15 protein-coding genes are annotated in these 22,962 nt (G+C 58.9%); 9 read left to right on the top strand and 6 right to left on the bottom strand.

Annotated features, from left to right (window positions below; translation table 11 throughout):
• Positions 1–18 precede the first annotated feature (18 nt).
• Positions 19–873, bottom strand: coding sequence for an anti-sigma factor (locus KYK14_RS07295; RefSeq protein WP_219158134.1), 855 nt, complete (start codon positions 871–873; stop codon positions 19–21).
• Positions 874–875: 2 nt separating this feature from the next.
• Complete coding sequence (locus KYK14_RS07290; protein ID WP_343217066.1) at positions 876–1,433, bottom strand: RNA polymerase sigma factor; 558 nt, start codon at positions 1,431–1,433, stop codon at positions 876–878.
• A 234-nt stretch (positions 1,434–1,667) separates the two neighbouring features.
• Here KYK14_RS07290 and KYK14_RS07285 point away from each other — a divergent pair, with 234 nt between their 5' ends.
• Positions 1,668–3,065: an NAD-dependent succinate-semialdehyde dehydrogenase gene (locus KYK14_RS07285; protein WP_219158132.1), complete on the top strand. Its 1,398-nt coding sequence runs from the start codon at positions 1,668–1,670 to the stop codon at positions 3,063–3,065.
• 149 nt (positions 3,066–3,214) lie between these two features.
• Here KYK14_RS07285 and KYK14_RS07280 read toward each other — a convergent pair whose 3' ends face one another.
• From KYK14_RS07280 to KYK14_RS07265, 4 genes are all read right to left on the bottom strand, one after another.
• Positions 3,215–3,988: a YdcF family protein gene (locus tag KYK14_RS07280; protein ID WP_219158130.1), complete on the bottom strand. Its 774-nt coding sequence runs from the start codon at positions 3,986–3,988 to the stop codon at positions 3,215–3,217.
• A 61-nt stretch (positions 3,989–4,049) separates the two neighbouring features.
• Complete coding sequence (locus tag KYK14_RS07275; RefSeq protein WP_219158128.1) at positions 4,050–4,391, bottom strand: thioredoxin family protein; 342 nt, start codon at positions 4,389–4,391, stop codon at positions 4,050–4,052.
• A 215-nt stretch (positions 4,392–4,606) separates the two neighbouring features.
• On the bottom strand, positions 4,607–6,397 hold the full coding sequence (locus KYK14_RS07270; protein WP_219158126.1) for a DUF885 domain-containing protein: 1,791 nt from the start codon (positions 6,395–6,397) through the stop codon (positions 4,607–4,609).
• Between the two features lie 229 nt (positions 6,398–6,626).
• A complete protein-coding gene (locus KYK14_RS07265) occupies positions 6,627–10,223 on the bottom strand; it encodes an ATP-dependent DNA helicase (protein WP_219158124.1) in 3,597 nt (1,198 codons plus the stop codon).
• Between the two features lie 397 nt (positions 10,224–10,620).
• Here KYK14_RS07265 and KYK14_RS07260 point away from each other — a divergent pair, with 397 nt between their 5' ends.
• The 8 genes from KYK14_RS07260 to KYK14_RS07225 all read left to right on the top strand — a co-directional run bounded on the left by KYK14_RS07260 (position 10,621) and on the right by KYK14_RS07225 (position 22,950).
• A complete protein-coding gene (locus KYK14_RS07260; protein ID WP_219158123.1) occupies positions 10,621–11,166 on the top strand; it encodes an RNA polymerase sigma factor in 546 nt (181 codons plus the stop codon).
• 199 nt (positions 11,167–11,365) lie between these two features.
• Positions 11,366–12,400 carry a FecR family protein gene (locus KYK14_RS07255; RefSeq protein WP_219158121.1) on the top strand — a complete coding sequence of 345 codons (1,035 nt, stop codon included), beginning with the start codon at positions 11,366–11,368 and terminating at the stop codon, positions 12,398–12,400.
• Positions 12,401–12,418: 18 nt separating this feature from the next.
• A complete protein-coding gene (locus KYK14_RS07250) occupies positions 12,419–13,876 on the top strand; it encodes a TonB-dependent receptor plug domain-containing protein (protein ID WP_219158119.1) in 1,458 nt (485 codons plus the stop codon).
• 81 nt (positions 13,877–13,957) lie between these two features.
• Positions 13,958–15,877, top strand: coding sequence for a TonB-dependent receptor domain-containing protein (locus tag KYK14_RS07245; protein ID WP_219158117.1), 1,920 nt, complete (start codon positions 13,958–13,960; stop codon positions 15,875–15,877).
• Positions 15,878–15,940: 63 nt separating this feature from the next.
• Positions 15,941–17,422, top strand: coding sequence for a SusD/RagB family nutrient-binding outer membrane lipoprotein (locus tag KYK14_RS07240; RefSeq protein ID WP_343217065.1), 1,482 nt, complete (start codon positions 15,941–15,943; stop codon positions 17,420–17,422).
• 104 nt (positions 17,423–17,526) lie between these two features.
• Entirely contained in the window at positions 17,527–19,161 is a 1,635-nt protein-coding gene (locus KYK14_RS07235; protein ID WP_219158113.1) for an alpha-L-fucosidase, read from the top strand.
• A 168-nt stretch (positions 19,162–19,329) separates the two neighbouring features.
• Entirely contained in the window at positions 19,330–21,639 is a 2,310-nt protein-coding gene (locus tag KYK14_RS07230; RefSeq protein WP_219158111.1) for a glycoside hydrolase family 20 protein, read from the top strand.
• Between the two features lie 6 nt (positions 21,640–21,645).
• Complete coding sequence (locus KYK14_RS07225) at positions 21,646–22,950, top strand: GntT/GntP/DsdX family permease (protein ID WP_219158109.1); 1,305 nt, start codon at positions 21,646–21,648, stop codon at positions 22,948–22,950.
• The last annotated feature ends 12 nt before the right edge of the window (positions 22,951–22,962 follow it).

Here is a 22,962-nt window from a genome sequence, read left to right as displayed (position 1 = left end):
AATTGTTGCCCGTTGTTATTAGATATTGCCTACCACCGTCATCGTCGATAGTGTGGGGGTAGGACTGCCGCCGGCGTCCTCTACCGTCATGGCAAAGGCTTGGGCGCTGGCAATATCTTTCATGTGTTGCAGGCTTTCGCCGGAAGCGGTGGCGTAGTCCAGCACACCCGCGTCTACGGGCTTGCCGTTATCGAGGGCCCACAGCTGGTACTGCTTGCCTGCGGGCGGTTCGGGTAGGCTGCGTACGTCTACATACACGGTGCGAGTGTTGGGATTGTAGAGCACCTTAGCGCGGGCCTTGGGCGCAGCGGGCGTGCCGTTCAGCGCTACCGTCCGAAACTCGTCACTGCGCAACACCGACAACTCATTGGTTTGATCGCCCAATCGTTTCTCCACCGCCATGTGCGAGGCCGCCAGCAACGACCGGTCGCTTTCCACGGCGGCCAGGCTGGTTTCGGCGTTCTGCCATTTCGAGTAGAGCAAGAAGTTGATGCCCACGCTCAGCAGCAGAAACGCAATAGAAGCGGCCATCAGCCAGTTGAAGCGAGGCGCAGCTGGTGCAGCTTCTTCTACCGGCGCCGAGCTGATGGAGCGCACCACCGGCTCGGGTGCGGCCACGGGCACCGGAGCAACTGCATCGGCGTCGATGGCAGCTTTCCAGCCGGCCAACACCCGGTTGCGCATGTCGGCAGGAGGTGTTTGGGCATACTGTGCCGCATAGCCGCTGAGGGCTTCAATCACGCTGTCCAGCTCCTGCCGGATAGCGGGGTGCATAGCAGACAGGCGTTCTACCTCTGCCTGTTCTACTGCTGGTAGCTCGCCGAGGGCGTACTGCTCCAGAATGCCTGATTCGATGTATTCCTGAATGTCCACGGCTATCGAATCAATTTTGATAATACCTTAATTGCTGCCCGGGCCCGAGTTTTTACGGTGCCCAACGGCAAGTCGAGTTCTTCTGCCACTTCGCTTTGAGTAAAACCGCCAAAGTATAACAGGTCAATCACTTGTTTCTGTTCAGGGTTGAGCTGATTTGTGATTTCCTGCAATCCAATATGCTCAGGCTGAAACCCGGAGGAGGCCGCCTGATGCATGGCACCACTATCCTCCAATGGTGTCATGCGAGTACCTACGCGGTACTGTCGAGAGCGGATTTTATCAATGGCTAAATTGCGGCAAATATTCAGTACCCACGTAAAAAGCCGCCCTTTGGACGAATCGTAGAACTGAAAGGAATGCCAGATTTTGACCAGACCTTCTTGCAACACGTCTTCGGCTATTTCTTCCTTCTTTACGATGCGCAGGATGACCCCGTACAGCGCTGCCGAATATTTGTCATAAAACAAGGTCATGGCTGACTCGTCGCGGTCACGCAAGCGCTGTACGAGCAGTTCCTCCGGGTAGGAGGTCGATGACTCTAGGGTAGTAGCTGACACAGATTAGTACAATAAATGGGCGAGTGAAGCAGCGGTGGGGAGGGCCCGATAGGGTGGCAAAATACGGGATAAAGTTTTATTCGCGCAGTGCGACTTGCTTTCCCCGGTGTGGCCCCTGCCCTACCCAGCCTTCTACGTGCTTTATGGTTGTGGTTGTGTTATAAGTTTTCGGGTGGGGTGGCCGCAAGCGTAAAGCCCGCGTAACTATATCCTTTCGACGCTTGTTTTTCTGTAATGGCTATCACCTCTATCAATCCTCATACCGGACAGGTGCTGCAAGAGTTTGCACCCTTCGCCTGGTCCGACACCGAAGAAATTCTGCGGCAGGCCCACGAGGCTGCCGCCACATGGCGCACCACCTCCTTTGCGCATCGCGCCGAGCGAATGCACCGCGCCGCCGCTCTGCTGCGGGAACGGGAGCAAGAACTGGCCCGCCTGATGAGCATCGAAATGGGCAAGCCCATTGCCGATGGCCGCGCCGAGGCGCAAAAGTGTGCCACCACCTGTGACTACTACGCCGAGCATGCTGATGCCTTTCTGGCTGATGAAGAAATCCGGACGGAAGCCCAACGCAGCCTAATTGCCCACGAGCCGTTGGGCGTGGTACTGGCCATTATGCCCTGGAACTTTCCGCTGTGGCAGGTTATTCGCTTTGCCGCGCCGGCGCTGATGGCTGGCAACGTGGGCCTGCTCAAGCACGCGCCCAACGTACCGCAGTGCGCCCTAGCGCTGGAAAAGATTTTTCACGATGCCAGTTTCCCGCCTGCTACCTTCCGCACCCTACTTATCGACACGGACCAAGTAGAAACGCTGCTGGCCGACGACCGGGTGCGGGCCGTGACCCTCACCGGGAGTACCCGCGCCGGTGCCAGCGTGGCGGCACTGGCTGGCAAATACCTCAAGAAAAGCGTACTGGAGCTGGGCGGCTCCGATGCGTTTATTGTATTGGCCGACGCTGATTTGAACGTGGCAGCCAAGAATGCTGCCCAGGCGCGCATGATCAACGCAGGGCAGAGCTGCATTGCGGCCAAACGCTTCATTGTGGAGCAGCCGGTAGTGGACGAGTTCACCCAGAAGCTGAAAGAGCACATGGCGGCCTTTCAAACTGGCGACCCACTCGACGAAGCCACGCAATACGGCCCCCTCGCCCGCCCCGACCTGGCCGATACGCTTACCCAGCAAGTGCAGGATTCCGTAGCCAAAGGCGCCCACGTTGTGCTGGAAGGCGGTCAGGATGCGCCTGGCGCTACCCTGTTCCGCCCCATGATTCTGACCAACGTACAACCCGGCCAGCCGGCCTACCACGAGGAGTTCTTTGGCCCGGTGGCGCTGGTGCTGGAAGCCCGCGACGCCGACGATGCCATTCGCCTCGCCAACGACTCGCCCTACGGCCTGGGTGGCTCCATCTGGACCCGCGACGTGGCGCGCGGCGAGGCCCTGGCCCGCCGCATAGAAGCCGGCGCAGTATTCGTCAACGCCATCGTGAAGTCGTCACCCGAAATGCCGTTTGGGGGCGTGAAGCAGTCGGGCTATGGGCGGGAGCTTTCCTACCTGGGTATTCGCGAGTTTGTTAATCAGAAGAGCTTGTGGATTGCGGCGGAGGAGAAGCCGGAAGAGAAGAAAACGGAGTAAGTTGATATAAAGGCATCTGTCATCCTGAGCAGAGCGAAGGACCTTCTCACGCCTGAGCGACAGGCGTAACAACTACTCGTTCAACTGGCAGAAGGTCCTTCGCTCTCCTCAGGATGACAGACGTTTTTTCTACTTACCATTTCACCATTTCAACAATACCCCAGCACCTTATACACCACATACCCAACCAATTCGTGGAGCAGTATACTCCAGTTGGCCAGGGCGCCGGCATCGGGTAGCAGCCAGTAAGCGAGGGTTGCCTGACGGTTAGCGGAGTAGTAGCCCGCCGGAAAAGGTATGGGGTGCAGCCCTACCTGCTGGAAGCAGCCCAGTGCCCGGCGCTGGTGAAAGGCGGAAGTCACCAGCACCAACGATTTGATTTCCGGGTGCTGAGTGAGTAGCTGCCGGGTGTACAGCGCATTTTCGCGGGTGTTGCGGCTGCGTTCCTCCAATAGAATGTCCTGCGGCGGCACGCCCGAGAGGCGCAGCAGCGTAGCCAGTTGGGCAGCCTCGGAGCGTCCGGTTTTGCTACCCCCTACCTCCCCCGAGCCACCCGACACGATGATGCGCCGGATGCGGCCGGCCCGGTACAGCCACAGGGCATTGGTGAGGCGGTCGGCACCGGTGCTGAGGTATACCCGATCGTGGGGCGACTTGCTGCCCTTGGTGATACCCGTGAGCAGCACACCGGCATCTAACCGAGTTGGCAACTGCGTGGGCCGCACCGGCGGCAGCTCCCAGGCCAGCAGCGCTTCGTTAAGGAGGGCGCCGTTGGTGAGCACCACAAACAGCACGGCGCAAGCCACCAACAACCGGCGCGACCACCTGGGACGGCGCACAACCACAGCACCCAGTAGCAACGCCAGCAGCCACACGGCTGGCATAATGGCGTAGAACAGAATCTTGGAAAGCAGAAAAAACACGCCCGCAAAACTACACAAGTGTAGAGTTGCGGGCGTGTTTAACGCGCAGATAACATAATCCTTACACGACTGGCGTAGGCGTGTAATTCAGTAGCTGAACAAGATACGCCTTCACTTCCTCTTCCGTTTTCAGCGTATCGCACTCCAGCATACGGCCTTTGTAATAAATGACAAAAAACGGAGCAACACGCTCATCCATCATCTTCTTCGCCACGGGGTTCTGGTCCGAATCGAGGCGCAGGAAGGCGATGCCCTGATACGATGGCTCGGCAGCAAACTTCTCGAACGGCGGCGCCAGCAGTTCGCAGACAGCGCAATTTGCTGAAGTGAACTTGGCAATCACCTTGGGGTAGTCATGAATCAGCGTGCGCAGGCCTTCGTCGTTCGTATCGATTATTTTCATGGACAGCATATTTCGGGCGGCAAAGGTAGGGGGTTGAGTGGGTGTCTGTCCTGCGCAGACACAAAAATGAACCCATAAATTCCCATATTGACATATTGCGTGGGCACACGCTACCATAGGAAGTAGATAGTCTACATGGAAAAGCCAGACGATGGAGTTGCTTAAACACCGTCGTCTGGCTTTTCCATGTAGACGATCAAGAAGATTCCTCTACGCTACTCAGCCTTTCTCAGCATTAGCTGCCGGATGTATTTCACCGGGGCGTTGCCGTAGCTCAGGAATTGTTCGTTGAACTTCTTCACGCTGAAATCGTTACCCTCGCGCTTTTTCACTTCTTCGCGTAGGCCATAAATATCGGTGTAGCCGCTGAAGTAGCTACTGAGCTGCACCTGGCTGAGGGTAGCGCGGCGCCACTTGTTGCGGGCCTCCGTTTCTTCCTGAAAACCGTCGCGGCGCAGCATGGCCACGGCTTGCGCCTCGGTGATGTTGCCGGCGTGCACTTCGTGGTCGAGGATGGCATTCAGGGTCACGCGCATGTTCCATTTGTCCCACATCAGCCAGATTTCGTCGGAGCCGCCAGCGTAGCCATTTTCCAGCATCATGCGCTCCGAGTACACGGCCCAGCCCTCAATCATGGCGCCGTTGCCGAAGATGCTCTTGATGAGCGAGGGCGCGCGGTTAGCATACACCAGTTGCGTGTAGTGGCCCGGAATAGCCTCGTGGATGTTCAGGATTTGCAGGGTGTAGTCGTTGTACTCGCGCAGGTAGCTCTCGGCCTGAGCGTCGGTGAGGTTGTCCAGGGGCTCCACGTTGTAGTAGGTGTCGGCTCCCTTATCGTAGGGGCCGGGGGCTGATACGCTGGCACCCGCGCCACCGCCGCGCATATATTTGGGCGTTTCGCGCACTACCAGCGGCTTGCTGGGGTCCTGGGTCAGCAGCTTCTTGTCGTCGACGAACTTGGTGAGGGTAGGAATCTGAGCCTTCACCGCCGCCACGAAGCCGTCCTTTGCCACGTGCTTAGCGGATAGCTTGCTGATGACCTGCTGAATCAGGGCCAGCGTGTCGGCGGGCTGGGGCTGATTGGGGAAATATTTGGGCCAGAGACGGGTAGCGCGCACTTGCATATCGCGCAGTAAGTCCTGCTTATGCGCCAACGCCTTCTGATACACCTGCTCAGCGGTGTAGCTCGACTGAATATCGTAAGCGAACTTCTTATCAAACAGCGCTTTGCCCAACCGGAAGCTGCGGAAATTCTTTTTCGGCAGCACTTCTTCCTTCAGAAAGCGCACGTACTCCTGCATGGCCAGCCGCGTCACGCCGATACGCGTGGTGAGCTGCTGCTTTTCCTGCTCCGACAGCCCCGAGCGAGCCACTGAATCGGCCAGTGCTTTCCCGAATACGTCCATCCCGCCCTGCGTTTGCAGAATGGCCAGTTCGGTGTGCTCTTTTGTAGGTCGACTAATATTGGCTTTGGCCGCTTCGTAATAGTCCGTGGTGCGGTTGATTTTCAGGGAGATATTGCGCAGGCGGCGGTCCAGGGGCTGGTAGCGGCCGTTCAAGATTTCGGCTACCCCCCCGCTAACGTTGTAGTTCGAGGGGTCCCACTGCCAGGCTTGCAGGGTGTCGTTGTACCAGCGGGCGCCGTGCAGGTAGTTCTGCATCAGCTGGTAATCAATCTGGTTGTCGGTTGATAGCTCGTTGAGCTGCCACGTTTGCATCTCTTTCAGGCGACGCGCCACAAAGGCGGCCTCTACCTGCCGCCGCCCTGCCGAGGGAATGGTCAGCAGCGAATCGTAGCGGTGGTAGCCGGCGCCGGAAGCCCACTCTGGGTTGTAATACCACAGCGAATCAATGAATTGCGTTTTGTATCGACCAAAAGCAGCATCGGGCTTGGCTTCGGCCTCCGCTATTTTACGGCTTTCCGAATCGCCTCCACAGCTAGCTAGCAAGGAAGTGGCAGCCAGCAGGGTAGGCAGGATAAGTTTTGAAGAGAAAAGGTGTGGCATAGGGGGTGGTTGAATGGGGAGGCAAGGTAGGAAGGTGAGAGATAATAGTTTATATGAGTCGTTTGTCATCCTGAGCGGAGCGAAGGACCTTATGCCCGCAGAACGGGCGTATGCGTGTCGTTCTGCGGGCATAAGGTCCTTCGCTCCGCTCAGGATGACAGGTATTTTTCTATTCCTACCCTGTTCTTACGATGGGCGGCTGCAAGCCGCCCCTACCCCAACCTTTCTCCTACCCTCCCAGCAACCCCACCAGCTTCTCCAGGCTCAGGCCACGGCGCTGGAACTCGGTGCCGAGCTTGAGCAGATGCAGCAGCGGGCCGGTGGTGCGCGTGAGTAGGGCGTGGGCGTGTGGGTCGGGGGTGAGGGGGATTTCCAGTTCCTCCAGCACGTCGGCGTAGAAAGTAGCGGCCACGCGGGCGTCGAGGATGACGAAGGCACCCCGGTCCTTCTCGCGGCGCACGAGGCGGCCGAAACCCTGGCGCAGCTTCAGGCGGGCCGCTGGGCGGTAGAACTGATTCCAGAACACGTCGTCGGCCTCGTAGCGCTTGCGGTGGCTGATAAGTACGTCGCCGAGCGAGGGGAACGGCAGGCGCCACACAATCACCTGCGAGAGGGTAGGCCCGGCGAAGTCTACGCCCGTCCACATGCGGTCTACCCCCAGCAGCACCGACTGCGCCACCCGCCGAAACCGCCGGATCTCCCACTGGCTGGCCCCACGCTGACAAATCAGCTCGATATCGTGCGCAGCCAGCGGTGCGGCCAGCCAGTCAGCGGCAAAGCGCAGGTCTTCCACGGAAGTGAACAACACCAGCGTACGGCCTTCCAACGCCACCAGCAGCGGCAGCAACGTGCGCAGCTGGGCCACGCGCCAGTTTTCCAGCGCCGCCGGTGTCAGCCCCGCCCGAAACGGCGGCAGGTAGGCCGGCACGCTGCCCAACACCGGCTCACGCTCCTCATCCTTGAAATCGAACACCGAAGCAATGCGCTCCTCTGCCACAAACGGCACCCGCTGATCCAGCTGACGGCGGAAGTAGTCGAGCTTATTCTCCACATACAGCGTGGCGGAGGTGAAGATGACCGTGCGAAACAGGTCGAACAACGGCGTAGCGGGCTCGTTGGCCAAGCGACCGGCGGCCTGCCGGGCTACGGCCTGGCGCTCTGCGAAGGTGGCGGCTGATTCATCTTCCAACTGCTCCAGCACGGCCAGGGAGGTAGGGTCGTGGGTGGTAAGGTAGGGCCAGAGGTCGTAGGGCTTGCGGATGAGATTCCAGCCCAGTTCGTCGTGGTCGCGGGTGCGCTCCAGCACCGGCACGAAGCCCCGGCACGGGAACTCCCCCAGCAGGCGCGTGAGCACTTCCACCTGCCCTAGCGCCGTATCGACCAGGCGCACGGTGCGCAGGCGCAGGCGCTCGTCGTGGTCGGGCGGCGAGTCGGATTCTTCCTCGTCCATGTCCACGGCATTGCCCAGGTTGAGGGCCGTGCCGAGCTGACGGGCAATAAGGCCCAGCTCGCGGGCGGCGGCGGTGAGTGGCGCCAGCAGCGGCCGAAGTGCAGCTTGCAGCGGCTCGGCCAGGGCCATGCGCCCTCCCCTACCCCCGTAGGCCGGACGTACCCATACCTCATCCTGCCAGTGCGTTTCGCCCAGCGGAAACGGCAGCCGCACCGCTTCTCGTCCGGCTGGCAGAAAGTGCTGCCCTACCTCCTGCAACGCATTCCGACTCACTAGCAACGGCTCGCGCACTGCCTCTACCGCTTGCCGCACCGTGCGTAGTGCACGACGGCGGCGCAACGGATCGGCAGCAGCAGCGGCGGCCGCTGAGGCCAAGTGGGCCGTATGGAGGGCATCGGCAGCGGCAGGTGTGTCGTGCATGGCTTCGGCTACCTGGTGCAGCAGGGCGGCCTGGTTCACGAGGTCGTGCAGACGGGCTTCGTCCCAGGCTTCGTAGGCGCGCTGCTCGGCGTCGGTAGCACCCGGGCGCTCGTCGAGCGGGATTTTGCTCCAAAGGGCGTATTCTTCGTCGCTGAAACGGGCGTCCAGCTCACGCAGCAGGCCTTCGGGCGGACGGCGCGTGCGCTCTTTTTCCGTTGGAGCAGCTTCTTCCGGCCGGCGCGGCACGGCGCTGGGGCCACCCAGCAGCGGCTCCACGATTTCCTCCACCAACTCACGGGCGTTGAAGGTGCGGGCCAGCGCCGAGCGGAAGTTGTCGGGGAAACGGTCGGCTTCGTCCACAATGCACACCTTGGCGCGTTCCAGCAACTGAGGGGGTAGGAGCGCCAGCTTGTGGTGATTCACGATAATTAGATTAGCTTCCTCGGCGCGTTTGCGGTGAGCGGGGTACACGCAGGCGGTGCGGTCGGGCAGCTTGCCGTGGCGGCAGGCGCGGTCGGCCGTCACGCGGCGCAACAGCCCGAACAACGCCCCGCCGAGGCGGTCGGCCACTTGGGGCGCAATGTTTTCTACCTCGCCGTGGGTGTCGCGCAGACGCAAGGCCAGGTACAGCCACGCCAGCCGCTCGGCCCAGTCGGCGGTGCGCTCGAAGCCGGCCTCGAAGTTCCTACCCAACGCCTCGGCGCAGAGGTAGCAGTTCTTGCCCTTCAACATGGCCGTGCGAATGGCCGCATAGCGGGGCACGCGCTTGCCATCGGGCTGACGCAGCAAAGCCGGCAATTCGCCGTGCTGCATCTGCTCCTGCAAGTTTTTGGTGGACGTAGCCACAATCACGGCCGCACCGGGTGCGATGCGCAGGTATTCCAACGCGGGCACCAGGTAGCCGAAGGTTTTACCCGTACCTGTGCCGGCTTCTAGGGCATACGGCCCTTCCTCGCCCGCAATGGCCCGCGCCACGAAGCGGGCGTAGCGCAGCTGGGGCTCGCGTACTTTCAACTCCTCGGCGCCTACCTGCTTGCGCAGCTCGGCAAAGGCTTCGGTTGCGTGTTCTTCTTTGAGCACCTGGTTGATGCCCAGGCCGGGCGTAGCAGCATCGTCGGGCTGGTCGCGCCAACGGGCCAGCCACTCCAGCAGCAGCTGTTGCGCCTGCTGGGCCTGGGGGCGCTCAGGAAACGGGGCAGGCTGGGGTAGGCGGCGCGGGGCAGCCGCGCTGAGCACGGGCGCATCGTCGCAGCAATTAGGCTGCTGGGCCAGGGCGCGCAGCAGCCGGAAGCCGCGCAGGGCCACCGGCCGGCGGGTCGCATCGGCTACAATGCTGTGCAGCAACGCGTAGGCAGGCAGCCAGGAGCCGCTGCCGGCGCCCTGCACGCGCAGCAGACTGGCCAGCACCCAACGCACGCTGCGGCGCATGGCGTGCAGCACGAAGGGCAATTGGGGTAGGCTTTTTTCGTAGCCGAGCCGCTCACGCCAGGCTTTGTCGGCGAGGAGCTTCTCCTTGAGGTCGTCGGCGTCATCGAGCACCTCGTGGGGTAGGAAAAACGCCAGAAGCTCATCTAGAGCCACGCAGATGGGCGCTTTCGGCATGTCGGCCAGCACCACCTGCTCCAGCCAGAGGCGCTCGGGCGAGGGCTGCCCGGCGCGGTCCAGGATCAGCAGGGCGTCATACTGCGCGAAAGCAACTTGCACCTCTGCTTTGCTTTCCAGCCAGGTAGGGGCTTCGGCGGCTTTTTCGTTGCTGATGCGGCAGGCCTGAAACACGGCCGCCGAATGCTCCCGCTCGGGGTTCAACAACCACGCTTGCACCTGAGCATCGGGCACCAGCGGCAGCAGGCCCACGTGCAGCAGCCCGTGCCCGTTGCCGGGCTGGTAGGGGCCGGTGGCAAACACGTGCACCACGGCCGCCCGCACAGGTTTCGCCGCCGAATCGAATAAGCTCATACTTCTTTGATCCGGCGCGAAGAGGGTGATGGCGCGCCGGGAGAAGCTTCAAAGATACGGTACATGCGTCGGTACTACACATGGCTATTACACGACGCTACACTGTTACTTGGTAGTTTCTGTGTCACCGTTAGCTGTACTGTTCAGGACTTCCGCTTTAAACAGGAATGACTCACGGCACCACAACTATAGCATCTCATACTTCTTGCGAATTTTATAAAAAATATTATATCAAAATAAATAAAGTACCATTACAATCTGTTTTTATTAAAAAAAGTTAACCAGGATTTAAGATTCATTGAATTAAATGGTATTTATGAGTTGGCATAGTAGGCTTTACTGTATCATACGGCTCCATTCATCGCGCAAACTTTATTTCTGATTCTACTAATTTCTCATGCCTTCAACTGAAGAAGTATTGGTGTTATGGAATCTTTTCAAGCAAGGTGACTGGAGCGCTTACACTACTTTGTATGATCATCATTTTACCCTATTAAATAATTACGGCTATAAATTCACTAAGAATGTTACTCTAATTGAAGATGCTATACAAGATTTATTTATTGGCTTATGGACTAATAGACAAAACCTAAGCACTCCTGTATCAGTCAAAAACTATTTATACAAATCCCTACGTAATATCTTACTTCGAAAAGCGCAAAATCAATCCCGCTTCGTTGAGCTTTCCGATGACAGTTCAATACTGTTTGAAATTTCTTTCGATCAACAAATAATAGTAGGAGAAGAAGAAAAAGAGCTACAAACTAAGGTTAATTTTTTCCTTACTAAGCTTCCGCCCCGGCAGCAAGAAATTATTTTTCTTCGTTTTTACGAAGATTTTGATTATCAAGAAATTGCCGATATCATGGGTATAACGGTATCCTCAGCCTATAAACTCCTTTACAAAGCGTTGCATAGCATGGAAGTGGCCTTAAACAAGTAACGCCACAGTTTGAGTGCTTTCACGCGGCTGGTAATCCAGCACTTCCTTACAACACATAATGCGTTGATATTCAATTTATTTGGCAAATAAATTTCTATTGTCGTTACGTCATCGTTATGTTTTTCTTATTTTTTCTTCTGGGGGAGGGATAATTCAGTACCCCCCAAGTCTATAGGAAGTGTACAGTTCGTGCGCTTCTATGGATTTTGCCAAATACGCTTCCTTCACCACAACCGACCTACTGGCAGACGATGACTTCGTTGCTGCGGTGCTTCGTCCCACAGCCGAGTCTACCTACTTCTGGCGGCAGGTAGCAGAGCGCTACCCAGCTGTACAGGTGGCCATGACGGAGGCAACCAGTGTTATTCGCGCTTACCGAACGCAGGACACGTTTTCCAACCAGGCACGGCAAGCAGCTGTTTGGCAGCGTATTGCGGCGGAGGCAGGGCCAGTAGCCCGTCCTACCCGGCAGCTTCCCCTACCCATGCCCAGACGCCGATTGGCGAGGGTGCTGCGCGCCGCGGCCGTGGCCCTACCCGTGGGTCTAGGCTCTCTCGCACTCTGGTACAACCAGGAGCAGCGTTTTCAAACGGCGTTTGGCGAGCTGAAAACCGTAGTGCTGCCCGACGGCACGAGCGTATTGCTAAACGGCAACTCGGTGCTGACTTACCAGCGGGGCTGGGGGAAAAACAGTCGCGAAGTATGGCTGCAAGGAGAAGGCTTTTTTCGAGTAGTACACCTCAATACGGACCCTGCGCACATTAAGCCCACCGAACGTTTTGTAGTGCATTGCCACGATTTATCCATTGAGGTACTGGGAACTACATTTAATGTGTACAACCGCCGCAAAAAAGTTGATGTGGGATTAGTATCGGGCAAAATTAAGTTAACCGACACAACAGCAACTGCGCCTACCTCGATGGTTTTAGCGCCAGGCGACTATGTAGAATATGCTGCCCACACCATTACGGCTAAACAAAAGTTAGCTCATCCCGAAAAACTAACTACATGGTCGAAACGGCAATTTGTTTTTACCAATGCTAGGTTAGTAGATATTTTACAGACGTTAGAAGATTCTTATGGCTACCAAATTAAATACGCAGATAACGCCATTAAGCAGTTAAAAATCGAAGGAGAAATACAGGTTACAGGGGTAGCGCCCTTATTAGAAATTATTTCAACCTCCTTACACGTGAACATCTACCAAAATGGAAAACAAATAATTGTTCACTAACTCTTTCAATTTAACTGCATGAGAAAACTTGACTCTACGGGTTCCGGTAAGTGGTGCGTTCCATTGCTGGTCGTTTTATTGAAGAGTGTTCCTACCCACGCGCAAGTGGCGTTTGCAGCACACACTACACCTCAAAAATCGTCCTATGATCAGCAGGGGCAATACTCCGCCGAAACCGCAAAAAAGCCGTTGCGGGAGGCTATCGACGAGTTGAAGTCCCGCTATCAGATTCAGGTGGCTTTCCAACAGGGCCTACTGGATGATAAGTACGTAGTGGCAGCGGCTGTTGCAGACCTTGGCAGTTCAAAACGAACAGCAGAAAATAGCCTGGCCCAGCTGCTGGTTGCGGTGCATTTGCAGTTCAAGCGCATTGGTGCTAAGCAGTATGTTATTTACTCCTCAACTAACACCCAACTTGCCGATGAAGTGGTGAAGGGGAAGGTGGTGCTGGAGGATGGCTCGGGTGTGCCGGGCGCCACGGTGGTGGTGAAAGGCACGCAAATTGGCACCGGTACCGATACCGAAGGCAACTTTGAGCTGAAGCTCCCTCCTGCCTCCCAGGGCCAACCCGTGGTGCTGGTGGCGTCCTTTATTGGGTATGCCAAAATGGAGGTGACGGTGACAAATCGGGCGGCTCCCCTCACCATCAAGCTCGCCAAGAGCGACCAAACCCTGGACGAAGTGGTGGTGACGGCACTGGGTATTGCCAAGCAAAAGCGCGATTTGGGCTACGCCGTGGCCGAAGTGAAGGGTGAAGACCTGGTGCAAGCCCGCGAAAACAACGTGGCCAACGCCCTCACCGGCAAGGTAGCGGGCGTGAACGTGGCGGGACTTTCCACGGGGCCAGGCGGCTCCAGCCGGGTAATTATTCGCGGCAACGGTTCGTTGTCGGGCTCGGCCAACAACCAGCCGCTGTACGTGCTGAACGGTATGCCCATGGACAACTCGGTGCCGGGCCAGGCGCCTACTGCCAACGGCGGGGGCACCAACGTGGACCGTGGCGACGGCATTGCCAGCATCAACCCCGATGATATTGAATCGATTACGGTGCTGAAGGGCGGTACCGCGGCGGCGCTGTACGGCTCGCGCGGCGGCAACGGCGTTATCCTGATTACCACTAAAAAAGGTAGGGCGCAGAAGGGTATCGGGGTGGAATTCAATTCGACCTCTACCATCGAATCCATTTCTGTTATTCCTGAGTTTCAGTACGAGTATGGACAGGGCGACGGGGGCGTGAAGCCGACTACTCTGGCCGCCGCCCAATCGACGGGGCGCCGGTCGTGGGGCGCGCGGCTCGACGGTTCCACTGACTATGTGGGCGTAGACGGGCAGACCCACCCCTACGTGGCGCAGAAGGACAACCTCAAGCACTTCTACCAGTTGGGGCGCACCTTTACCAACACGCTGGCCTTATCAGGTGGTAACGAGGGCATTGCCTACCGCTTTTCGCTATCGAACCTGGATAGTGAAGGCTAGCTGCCAGGCAGCACTTACAACCGCAAAACCGGTAACCTGAACCTGAGCGGGAAGCTGAGCCCACGGCTCAGCTACGAGGCTTTGGCCCAGTATAACATCGAAACGGCGAACAAACGCCCTAGTGCCGGCGACGCCCTAGCGAACCCCAACTGGTCGCCCTACATGATTGCCAATAGTGCCGACGTGCGCTGGCTGAAGCCGGGCTATGATGCGAATGGCTACGAAACCGTGTGGAACGACGCCAGCGTGGCCACCAACGGCTATTTCGTAGTCAACAAATTCCAGCAGGACGACCGTAAAAACCGCTTTATCGGGCAGGCCTCGCTGAGCTACGAGCTGGCGAAAAACTTGGTGCTAAAGGGCACCGTGAGCCAGGACCACTACGATTACAACTACCGCAACATCACGCCCACGGGCACGCTCTACGCGCTTACGGGGCAATACGCGGGCATCAAATCGGATGTGAGCGAAACCAACGCTTTGGCTACCCTTACCTATAATAAGCAGATTAAGGAGGTAGGGCTGTCGTTTTTGGCCGGGACTAATAAGCGGCGCTCGTCGCTGAACGAGTTGGACCAAGCAGGCACGGGCTTCACCATTCCGTTTTTCTATAGCTACAACAACCTGGCGTCGGGTACTACGCTCGCCCTGGCTCAGCGCCAGGATGTGAACTCGATTTTTGGCTCCGCCGATTTCAACTACAAGAGCTTGTTTTTCCTGACAGTGACTGGCCGCAACGATTGGTACTCCACGCTCAGCCCCAGCAACAACAGCAAGTTCTACCCCAGCATCAACGGCAGCTTTATCGTGTCGGATGTGGTGGACATGCCGCGCGCCGTGAACCTAGTGAAGCTGCGCGGCGCCTACGCCCAGGTGGGGCAGGGCGCGCCCGAGCCCTACGCCGTGAACCTGACGTACAGCAACGTACCCAGCTCAGGTAGGCCGTTGCAGAACGTGAGTAGCAACGTGCCCGGCTCCGGCCTGGCGGGTATTACCAACGCCAACCTGGGCCCGGTGCTATCGACTACCACGGAGGGCGGCCTGGAAGCCCAGCTGCTGGACAACCGCCTCAGCCTCGACCTGACGTATTACAACCGTCTGACGGACAACGACATCGTCAACACGACCATTAGCCCTACCTCGGGCTACAACAGCGTGTATCTGAATGCGGGCAAAGTGCGCAACCGCGGCATTGAAGCCCTGGTGAGCGGCACGCCTATTCGGACGGCTAATTTTTCGTGGAACACCAGCTACAACCTGGCCTACAACGACAACAAGGTGTTGCAGCTGGTGGAGGGAATCAACTCCATCAACCTAGCCTCGACGGTGGGCAACTGGGCCTACATCAATAACACGGTAGGGCAATCGGCCTTCGAGATTGTGGGCACCCGTATTCAGAAGGACGAAAACGGCAACACCGTGTTCGACGCGGCCAGCGGCTACCCGGTGGCTACCGCCCTGCAACCGCTGGGCAAGAGCGTGGCACCGCTGACCATGGGCTTCAGCAACGATTTCCGCTACAAGCGCTTGTCGCTGAACGTATTGCTCGACGGCAAGTTCGGCAACAAGGTATTCTCCATTAGTGAAGTGTACGAAACGCGCCTGGGCCTGCTGAAATCGACGCTACCGGGCCGCGAAAATGGGTTGCAGCTGACAGGCGTAACAAGCACCGGCGACGCCTATTCCCGCTTGGTGCCGGTGAGCGGCCTGCGCGCCTACTACGACAACTACAAGAACTACTCGGAGCTATTCCTGCACGATGGCGGCTTTATCAAGCTGCGCCAGGTGATTCTGGCCTACAACCTGCCGGCGTTTCAGATCAGCAGCTTCAAGCTGCAATCGGCCACTATTGCTTTCGTGGCGCGCAACCTGCTGATTCTGATGAAGCACACCAACTTCGACCCGGAGCAGAGCTTCAGCAACAGCAACTACCAGGGATTGGAGTCCATTGGCCTACCCCGCACCCGCTCGTACGGCCTGAACTTGTCCGTGAAATTCTAACTCTCAGCCCCCACAACGATGCATAGATTTTTCCTTAAGTGTGTTCTACTGGTCGGGGTTGGTGTGCTGACGCTGACCGCGTGTACTAAGGATTTCGAGGAAATCAACACCAACCCCAACGCCGTGGGCACCATCACGCCGGAGTACGTCTTCACCAAGGCGCAGTACGATGGGGTAGCCAACATGCTGTACTTGCTGCTGGGCACCATGCAGTACACCACTAGCTTCAACGATGTGGCCGGGTTTGGCTCCAAGTACATTGCCAGCCAGGTGAACTCGTCGTCGGCAGCCTTTAGCACCGCCTACCCCAATGCCTTGAACGAAATAAACCTGGTCATCAACGCCGTGAAGGACGACCCCGCCAAGGTAAACATGCTGGCCGCGGCGCGCATCTGGCGGGTGTACTGCTACAGCCGCCTCACCGATGTGTATGGCGACGTGCCTTACTTTCAGGCCAACCAGGGCTACACCGGCGCGCAGTATACCCCCGCCTACGACCCGCAGAAGGACATTTACGCCGATATGCTGAAGGAGCTGGACGAAGCCGCCACGAGCCTGGACCCCGCCAAGCCGACCTTCGGTGCCGCCGACCTGCTCTACAATGGCAATACCGCCCAATGGAAAAAGTTTGCCTACTCCCTGATGTTGCGCCTGGGTATGCGCCTGACTAAAGTAGATGTGGCCGCCGCCCAAACCTGGGCTACCAAGGCCCTGGCCGGGGGCGTGATTACCGAAGACATCGACATTGCGAAGGTCAACTACCTAGCTAGTGGGCAGATTATCAACCAGAACCCGCTGGCGTACAACCTGCTCATCAGCGACTACATTGCCGCTAACGGCAATACCAACCAGGAGGGCGGCAAGTACCAGAAGGTGTTTATCGACTACCTCAAGCAAACCCGCGACCCGCGCCTGGGCATCATTTCGGTGGTGTATACCGGGGGCACGCCCAACCAGACCGACACCGCCTTTGCCAAGCAGCAGGGCATGCCGGCCAACCTGAGCGCCAAGCCCGCCAACTTTGCCCAGCTGAGTGAGCCAAACCCCAAAACGGTCTTGCTTCTGAACTCGCCCCGCCTGGTTTTCACGGCGGCCGAGTCGTATTTCCTGCAAACCGAAGCCGCCCTGCGGGGATGGTCGAGCGGGGCAGCCCCTACCCTGTACAGCAACGGCGTGCGGGCAGCCCTGCGGCAGTGGGCCATCATCAGCCCCACCGACGGCGCCCTTTCAGCCCAACGGATTACGGCGTACGTGAACAACAACCAGTTGGTAGCGGGCAGCTTTGAGGAGCAGATGCAGCAGGTGTACACGCAGTTTTGGGTGAGCATTTTTCCGGATGCGCAGGAGGCCTTTGCTACCTACCGGCGCACGGGCTACCCCGCCCTCACGCCCAACAACTACCCCGGCAATGCTACCGGCGGCCAGTTTCCGCGGCGCTTTCTGTACCCGGTATCCGAGCAAAACCTGAACACGGCGGCCTATAACGCGGCCATTGCCCGCCAGGGCCCTAATACGTTGCTCACGCGGGTGTATTGGGATAAGTAGAATACTAGAAGCTAGTCCCCTCTCCTTTTTGGGGAGGGGGTTAGGCGCCCGCCAAGACGGCACGCCTACACGACGTTTCCACCCAGACACCTTACGCTTTCCGCATGAATCGAATACTACGGACCAGTCTACTCTTCTTTCTACTCTTTGGCGGCCACATTGCCCTAGCGCAAAACGACGTGGTGAACGACGACGAGAAAAGCAGCTACAATCTGAACAAGCCCGAGCGCGAGCAATGGCTAAAAAACACCGCCGCGGGCTTGTTTATCCACTTCAGCGTAGATGCGCAGTTGGGTGTAGTTATCAGCCACTCGCTGGTAGGCGCTTCGGATGAGTACGCCGACCGGTTTTTCAATGAGTTACCCAAGACCTTCAACCCCAGCCAGTTCGACCCCTACCAGATAGCGGTGCTGGCCAAGCTGGCGGGCATGAAGTACATTGTGTTCACCACCAAGCACCACGCGGGCTTTTGCATGTGGGACACCAAAACCACAGACTTTAACATCACCAAAACCCCTTATAAAAAGGATCTGCTGAAGGAGTTTGTGACGGCCACCCGCGCCGCGGGGCTGGACGTGGGCTTCTACTTCTCGCCCGAGGATTTCTACTTCCTGCACGCCAACCACTTGCCCATCAGCCGCGACAATGTGAAGATGGATGCGGCGCTGGCGAAGAAATACGAGGACTACAATCGTCGGCAGTGCGAGGAGCTGATGACCAACTACGGCAAAATTGACGTGTTCTTTATTGATGGTGAGCCCAAGGAAGTGGTGAAGGAAACCTGCTGGCGCTTGCAGCCCAACATTCTGATTACCCGCGGGGCCATCAAAACGCCCGAGCAAACCCTACCCGGCACGCCCATCACGCAGCCGTGGCTGTCGCCCATCACCATTGGCACGGCGTGGCAATACCAGCCCACCAACGAGCGGTATAAATCGGGCACCCAACTGATTGATTTGCTGATAGAAGCTCGCTCAAAGGGCGGCTCCTTGCTGCTGAACGTGGGCCCTAAGCCTAATGGCGCCCTACCCCAAGAGCAGGAAGACCGCCTGCGTGAGATGGCCGCTTGGTATTTTCTCAACCACGAAGCCATCGACAGCACCCGCGCGTGGGTGGTGAACAAGGAAAACAACGTGCTATTCACCGCCAAGGGTGACGCCCTGTACGCCATCGTGACGGACGTGGCCGACTGGAAGGAAGGCGAGCGGCGCACCTTTACGCTGCACTCGGTGAAGGCGCAACCCAATACCGCGGTGAGCGTGCTGGGCCAGAACAGCAAAATCATGGAATACAAGCCGAACCTCGACGTGAGCGCCCGCCACAAGCAGACCACCAACGGCCTGGAGGTATCGGTGGTGAAGGCCCAGCGTATCTACGACGACCACCGCTGGCCCAACGCCGTGGTCATCAAGCTCGACCACGTAGCGCCCGCCATGGCCGAGGCTGTAACCGTGGAAACCGGCACCGCCAAACCCGGCACTGCCGGCACTGCCCTGAGTGGCCGTCTCTACAACTACAAAGGCAAGCAGGTGACGCGCGCCCGCTTCGCCTACCGCGCCTACCGCGGCCGCGTGGAAACCCTCTACGCCGACCCATGGAAATATTCTGACTGGGTGAAAGTAGGACCCGACGGCCGCTTCACCGGCACCCTAAAATCCACCAAAGGCGCTATTGAGTACAAAGCTGTGGCCGAGCAGACCGGGGTAGCCGTGGAGGGCGACACCAAGCTGGTAAACTAGTAGCATGTACCGCACAGCGCTGCTTCGCAACCCGGCTGCCCCTTTACACTTCTTGCGCCTAGTTGCGAAGCAGCGCTGCGCGGTACATTCTGGCCTTAAGCGCAACGGCGACCCTCTTTGGGTGTCTCTCCCCTATCTGTATTTCCTAAACGCCCCATTTTGCTGCACTTGCTTTCCTCTTCCTACCGCCTCTGGATATTACTACTGCTGGTAGTGCTAGGGTGGGTAGGGCTGCTACCCACAAGCCAGGCACAGGCCACCGAGTTGCCCCTACTTCCGCGGCCGGTGCAGGCCACTACCACCGGGCAGGTGTTCACCCTTAGCCGGCACACAGCGTTGCGAGTAGGCCCTGGCCTATCGGCCGGGCCAGCTACCCGCTTTCGGCAATACGTGCGCCAGGTGAGCGGGATGGTCTTAGAGCTAAAGCCCACGAAGCGGCGTACCGATGTGCTAGTGCTGCAATTGGACAGCACGGCCGTGCCGCAGTCCAAAGGGTACACGCTCACCATCGACCAACGCCGCGTGACAGTGACCGGCCACGACGAGGCGGGCGTGTTCTACGGCTTGCAGACGCTAAGCCAGCTGGTACCGCCCGGCAAGGCTAACCGCGTATCGCTGCCCGGTTGCACCATCACCGACTATCCGCGCTTTCCCTACCGCGGCATGCACCTGGATGTGAGCCGGCATATGTTTCCGGTGGACACTATTAAAAAGTGGCTCGATGTACTGGCGTTCTACAAAATCAACACCTTTCACTGGCACCTGACCGACGACCAAGGCTGGCGCATTGAAATCAAGAAGTACCCGCACCTGCAAACCGTGGCTGCCTACCGCGACGAAACCCTGATTGGACACAAGCGCGACCTACCCCACCGCTTCGACGGGCAGCGCTACGGCGGCTACTACTCGCAGGAGGAGGTGCGGGAACTGGTGCGCTACGCCGCCCAGCGCCACATCACCATCATCCCCGAAATTGAAATGCCGGGGCACGCCTCGGCGGCGCTGGCAGCCTACCCCGAGCTGGGCTGCACGGGCGGCCCCTACCATACTGCTACTTTCTGGGGCGTGTTTGATGACGTGTATTGCGCCGGCAATGAGGCCACGTTCACCTTTCTGACCGATGTACTGGACGAAGTAGCGGCGCTGTTTCCAGGCCAATACCTGCACATCGGCGGCGACGAATGCCCCAAAACCCGCTGGCGGGCCTGCCCCAAGTGCCAGCGCCGCATACAGGAGGAGCACCTGCGCGACGAGCGGGAGTTGCAGAGCTACTTCATGCGGCGCATCGGTCGGCACCTGGCTACGCTGAATAAGCGGCTGTTGGGCTGGGACGAAATTCTGGAAGGCGGCCTACCCCCCGCGGCCACCGTGATGAGCTGGACCGGCGAGCAGGGCGGCATTGAGGCTGCGCGCCTGGGCCACGACGTGGTGATGACGCCCGAAAAACAGGTCTACTTCGACTATTTCCAAACCCTCTACCCCACCGACTCGCTGGCGGCCGGCGGCTACACGCCCTTGCAGCAGCTCTACCGCTACGAGCCCGTGCCCACCGAGCTAACGCCCGCCCAGGCCCGCCACGTGCGGGGCGTGCAGGCCAACGTCTGGACCGAATACATGCCCACGCCCGGCAAGCTGGAGTACATGGTGTTTCCGCGACTATTGGCTCTGGCCGAAATAGCGTGGTCGCCGGGGGGCGGGCGCAACTACCCCGCGTTCCTGCAACGCGTGCGTACCCACAATGCTGTGCTACACGCCCAAGGTGTGGCGCCTTCCCGCACCTACGACTGGCTGACCGATTCGCTCTGGGCTGGCCCCAAAGGGCTACCCATGCTGCAACTGCGCACTACCGCAGCTAACGGGGTCATCCGCTTCACCACCGATGGCAGCGCGCCTACCCCGCAAAGCCCTGTCTACCAGGCACCGCTGGCCATTCGACAGAGCTGCGTGGTGCAGGCCACTGTGTTTGAGGGCCCTACCCAGGTGCAACCTGTCTACCGGCGGGAGTTCACCCTGGGGCTTTCCACTGGCAAGCCCGTCGCGCTGGCCTACCCGGTGGCGGGCAGCTACCACCAGGGCCGCCCGCTGTGGGGCTTGGTGAATGGGGTAGCGGGCAGCCCCCGCTACAACGAAGGGCAGTGGTACGGCTTCAGCGGCACCGACCTGGTAGCGACCCTGGATCTGGGCGATGTGCAGCAGATTCGTACCTTGGGCACCCACGTGCTCAACTACCACTGGCAAAAAATGTGGCCGCCTACTGCGCTGGTCTTCGCCGTTTCCACCGATGGCGTGCACTACCGCGAGGTGTACCGGCACACGCAGTTTCCCGCAAACGGCATCAACCCGGTGTGCGCCACCATTGCCCCGGTGGCGGGGCGTTACGTCCGAGTTACGGCCCTCAACCAGGGTACTATTCCGGCCGGGGAGTACGGGGCGGGCGGCAAGGCCTGGCTGCTGGTAGATGAGCTGTACGTAAACTAAAATCTCATGACCCTCGCTCTTGTTCTGCTCTGCATTGTAGGCCTCGTCTTGCTGATAGCAGTTGGTAAAATCAACGCGTTTTCGGCCTTTCTGCTAATTTCCGTAGTCGCCGGGGTGGTGCTGGGCATGCCGCTGGCCGATATTCCGAAATCCATTGAAAAGGGCATTGGCGATACGCTGGGCTCGTTGGTGATTATCCTGTGTTTCGGGGCCATGCTGGGCAAACTACTGGCCGAAAGCGGCGCCGCCGAAAAGCTGGCCGCCGCCCTGATGCGCGCCTTCGGCCCGCGCTACATTCAGTGGGCCATGGTGGTGGCCGGCTTCGTGATTGGCATTCCGCTGTTCTACGGCATTGGGTTTGTGCTGCTGGTACCGCTCATTTTTTCGGTGGCGTATCAGTACAAACTACCTACTATCTACATCGGGCTGCCTATGTTGGCGGCCCTGTCGGTCACGCACGGTTTCCTACCCCCCCACCCCTCGCCTACGGCCTTGGTGGTGCAGTTTGAGGCGAATATGGGCCTGACGCTGGTCTACGGCCTGGCTGTGGCCATCCCTACTATCATCATTGCTGGGCCGCTGTTTGCCCGCACACTCAAGAGCATTGTGGCCCAGCCCTTGCAGGCGTTTGCCGCTACCACGCCCGCCGCCAACCCACCCGGTACGGCCAACAGCTTTTTCACGGCGTTGCTGCCGGTACTGCTGCTGATGCTGGCCGCCGTTTATCCTTTTCTGACGGGCCTACCCTTCCAGCGCCTGATGGCCCTGCTGGGGCAGCCGTCGGTGGTGATGCTGCTGGCCGTGGCCTACGCCACCTACTCACTGGGGCTGAAACAGGGCCGTAGCATGCCGCAGATTATGGGCATTTACGGCGACGCCGTGAAGGATATCAGCATGATTCTGCTCATCATTGGAGCCTCGGGGGCGCTCAAGCAGGTACTCACCGACAGCGGCGCTAGCCTGGCCATTGCCGAGCAGCTCCAGCACGTGGCCCTCCCCCCGCTGGTGCTGGGCTGGCTGATGGCGGCCATCATTCGGGCTTGTGTGGGCTCGGCCACCGTGGCGGGCCTCACTACCGCCGGCCTCATCGCCCCTTTGCTGGTGCAGACGCACACCAACCCCAACCTGATGGTGCTGGCCGTGGGCGCTGGCAGCCTGATGTTCTCGCACGTCAACGACTCGGGCTTCTGGCTATTCAAGGAATATTTCAACGTGAGCGTGAAAGACACGCTTCGCTCCTGGTCCGTGATGGAAGCCCTGGTGGGCGGCCTGGGGCTGGTGGGTGTGCTGGTGCTGGATGCGCTGGTGTAGCGACAACTACGT

The organism is Hymenobacter profundi (genome assembly GCF_019334315.1).
In the GTDB taxonomy this organism is placed as follows: Bacteria; Bacteroidota; Bacteroidia; order Cytophagales; family Hymenobacteraceae; genus Hymenobacter; species Hymenobacter profundi.
Note: the sequence above shows the minus strand (reverse complement) of the source record. Positions and strands in the feature narration are given on the sequence as shown.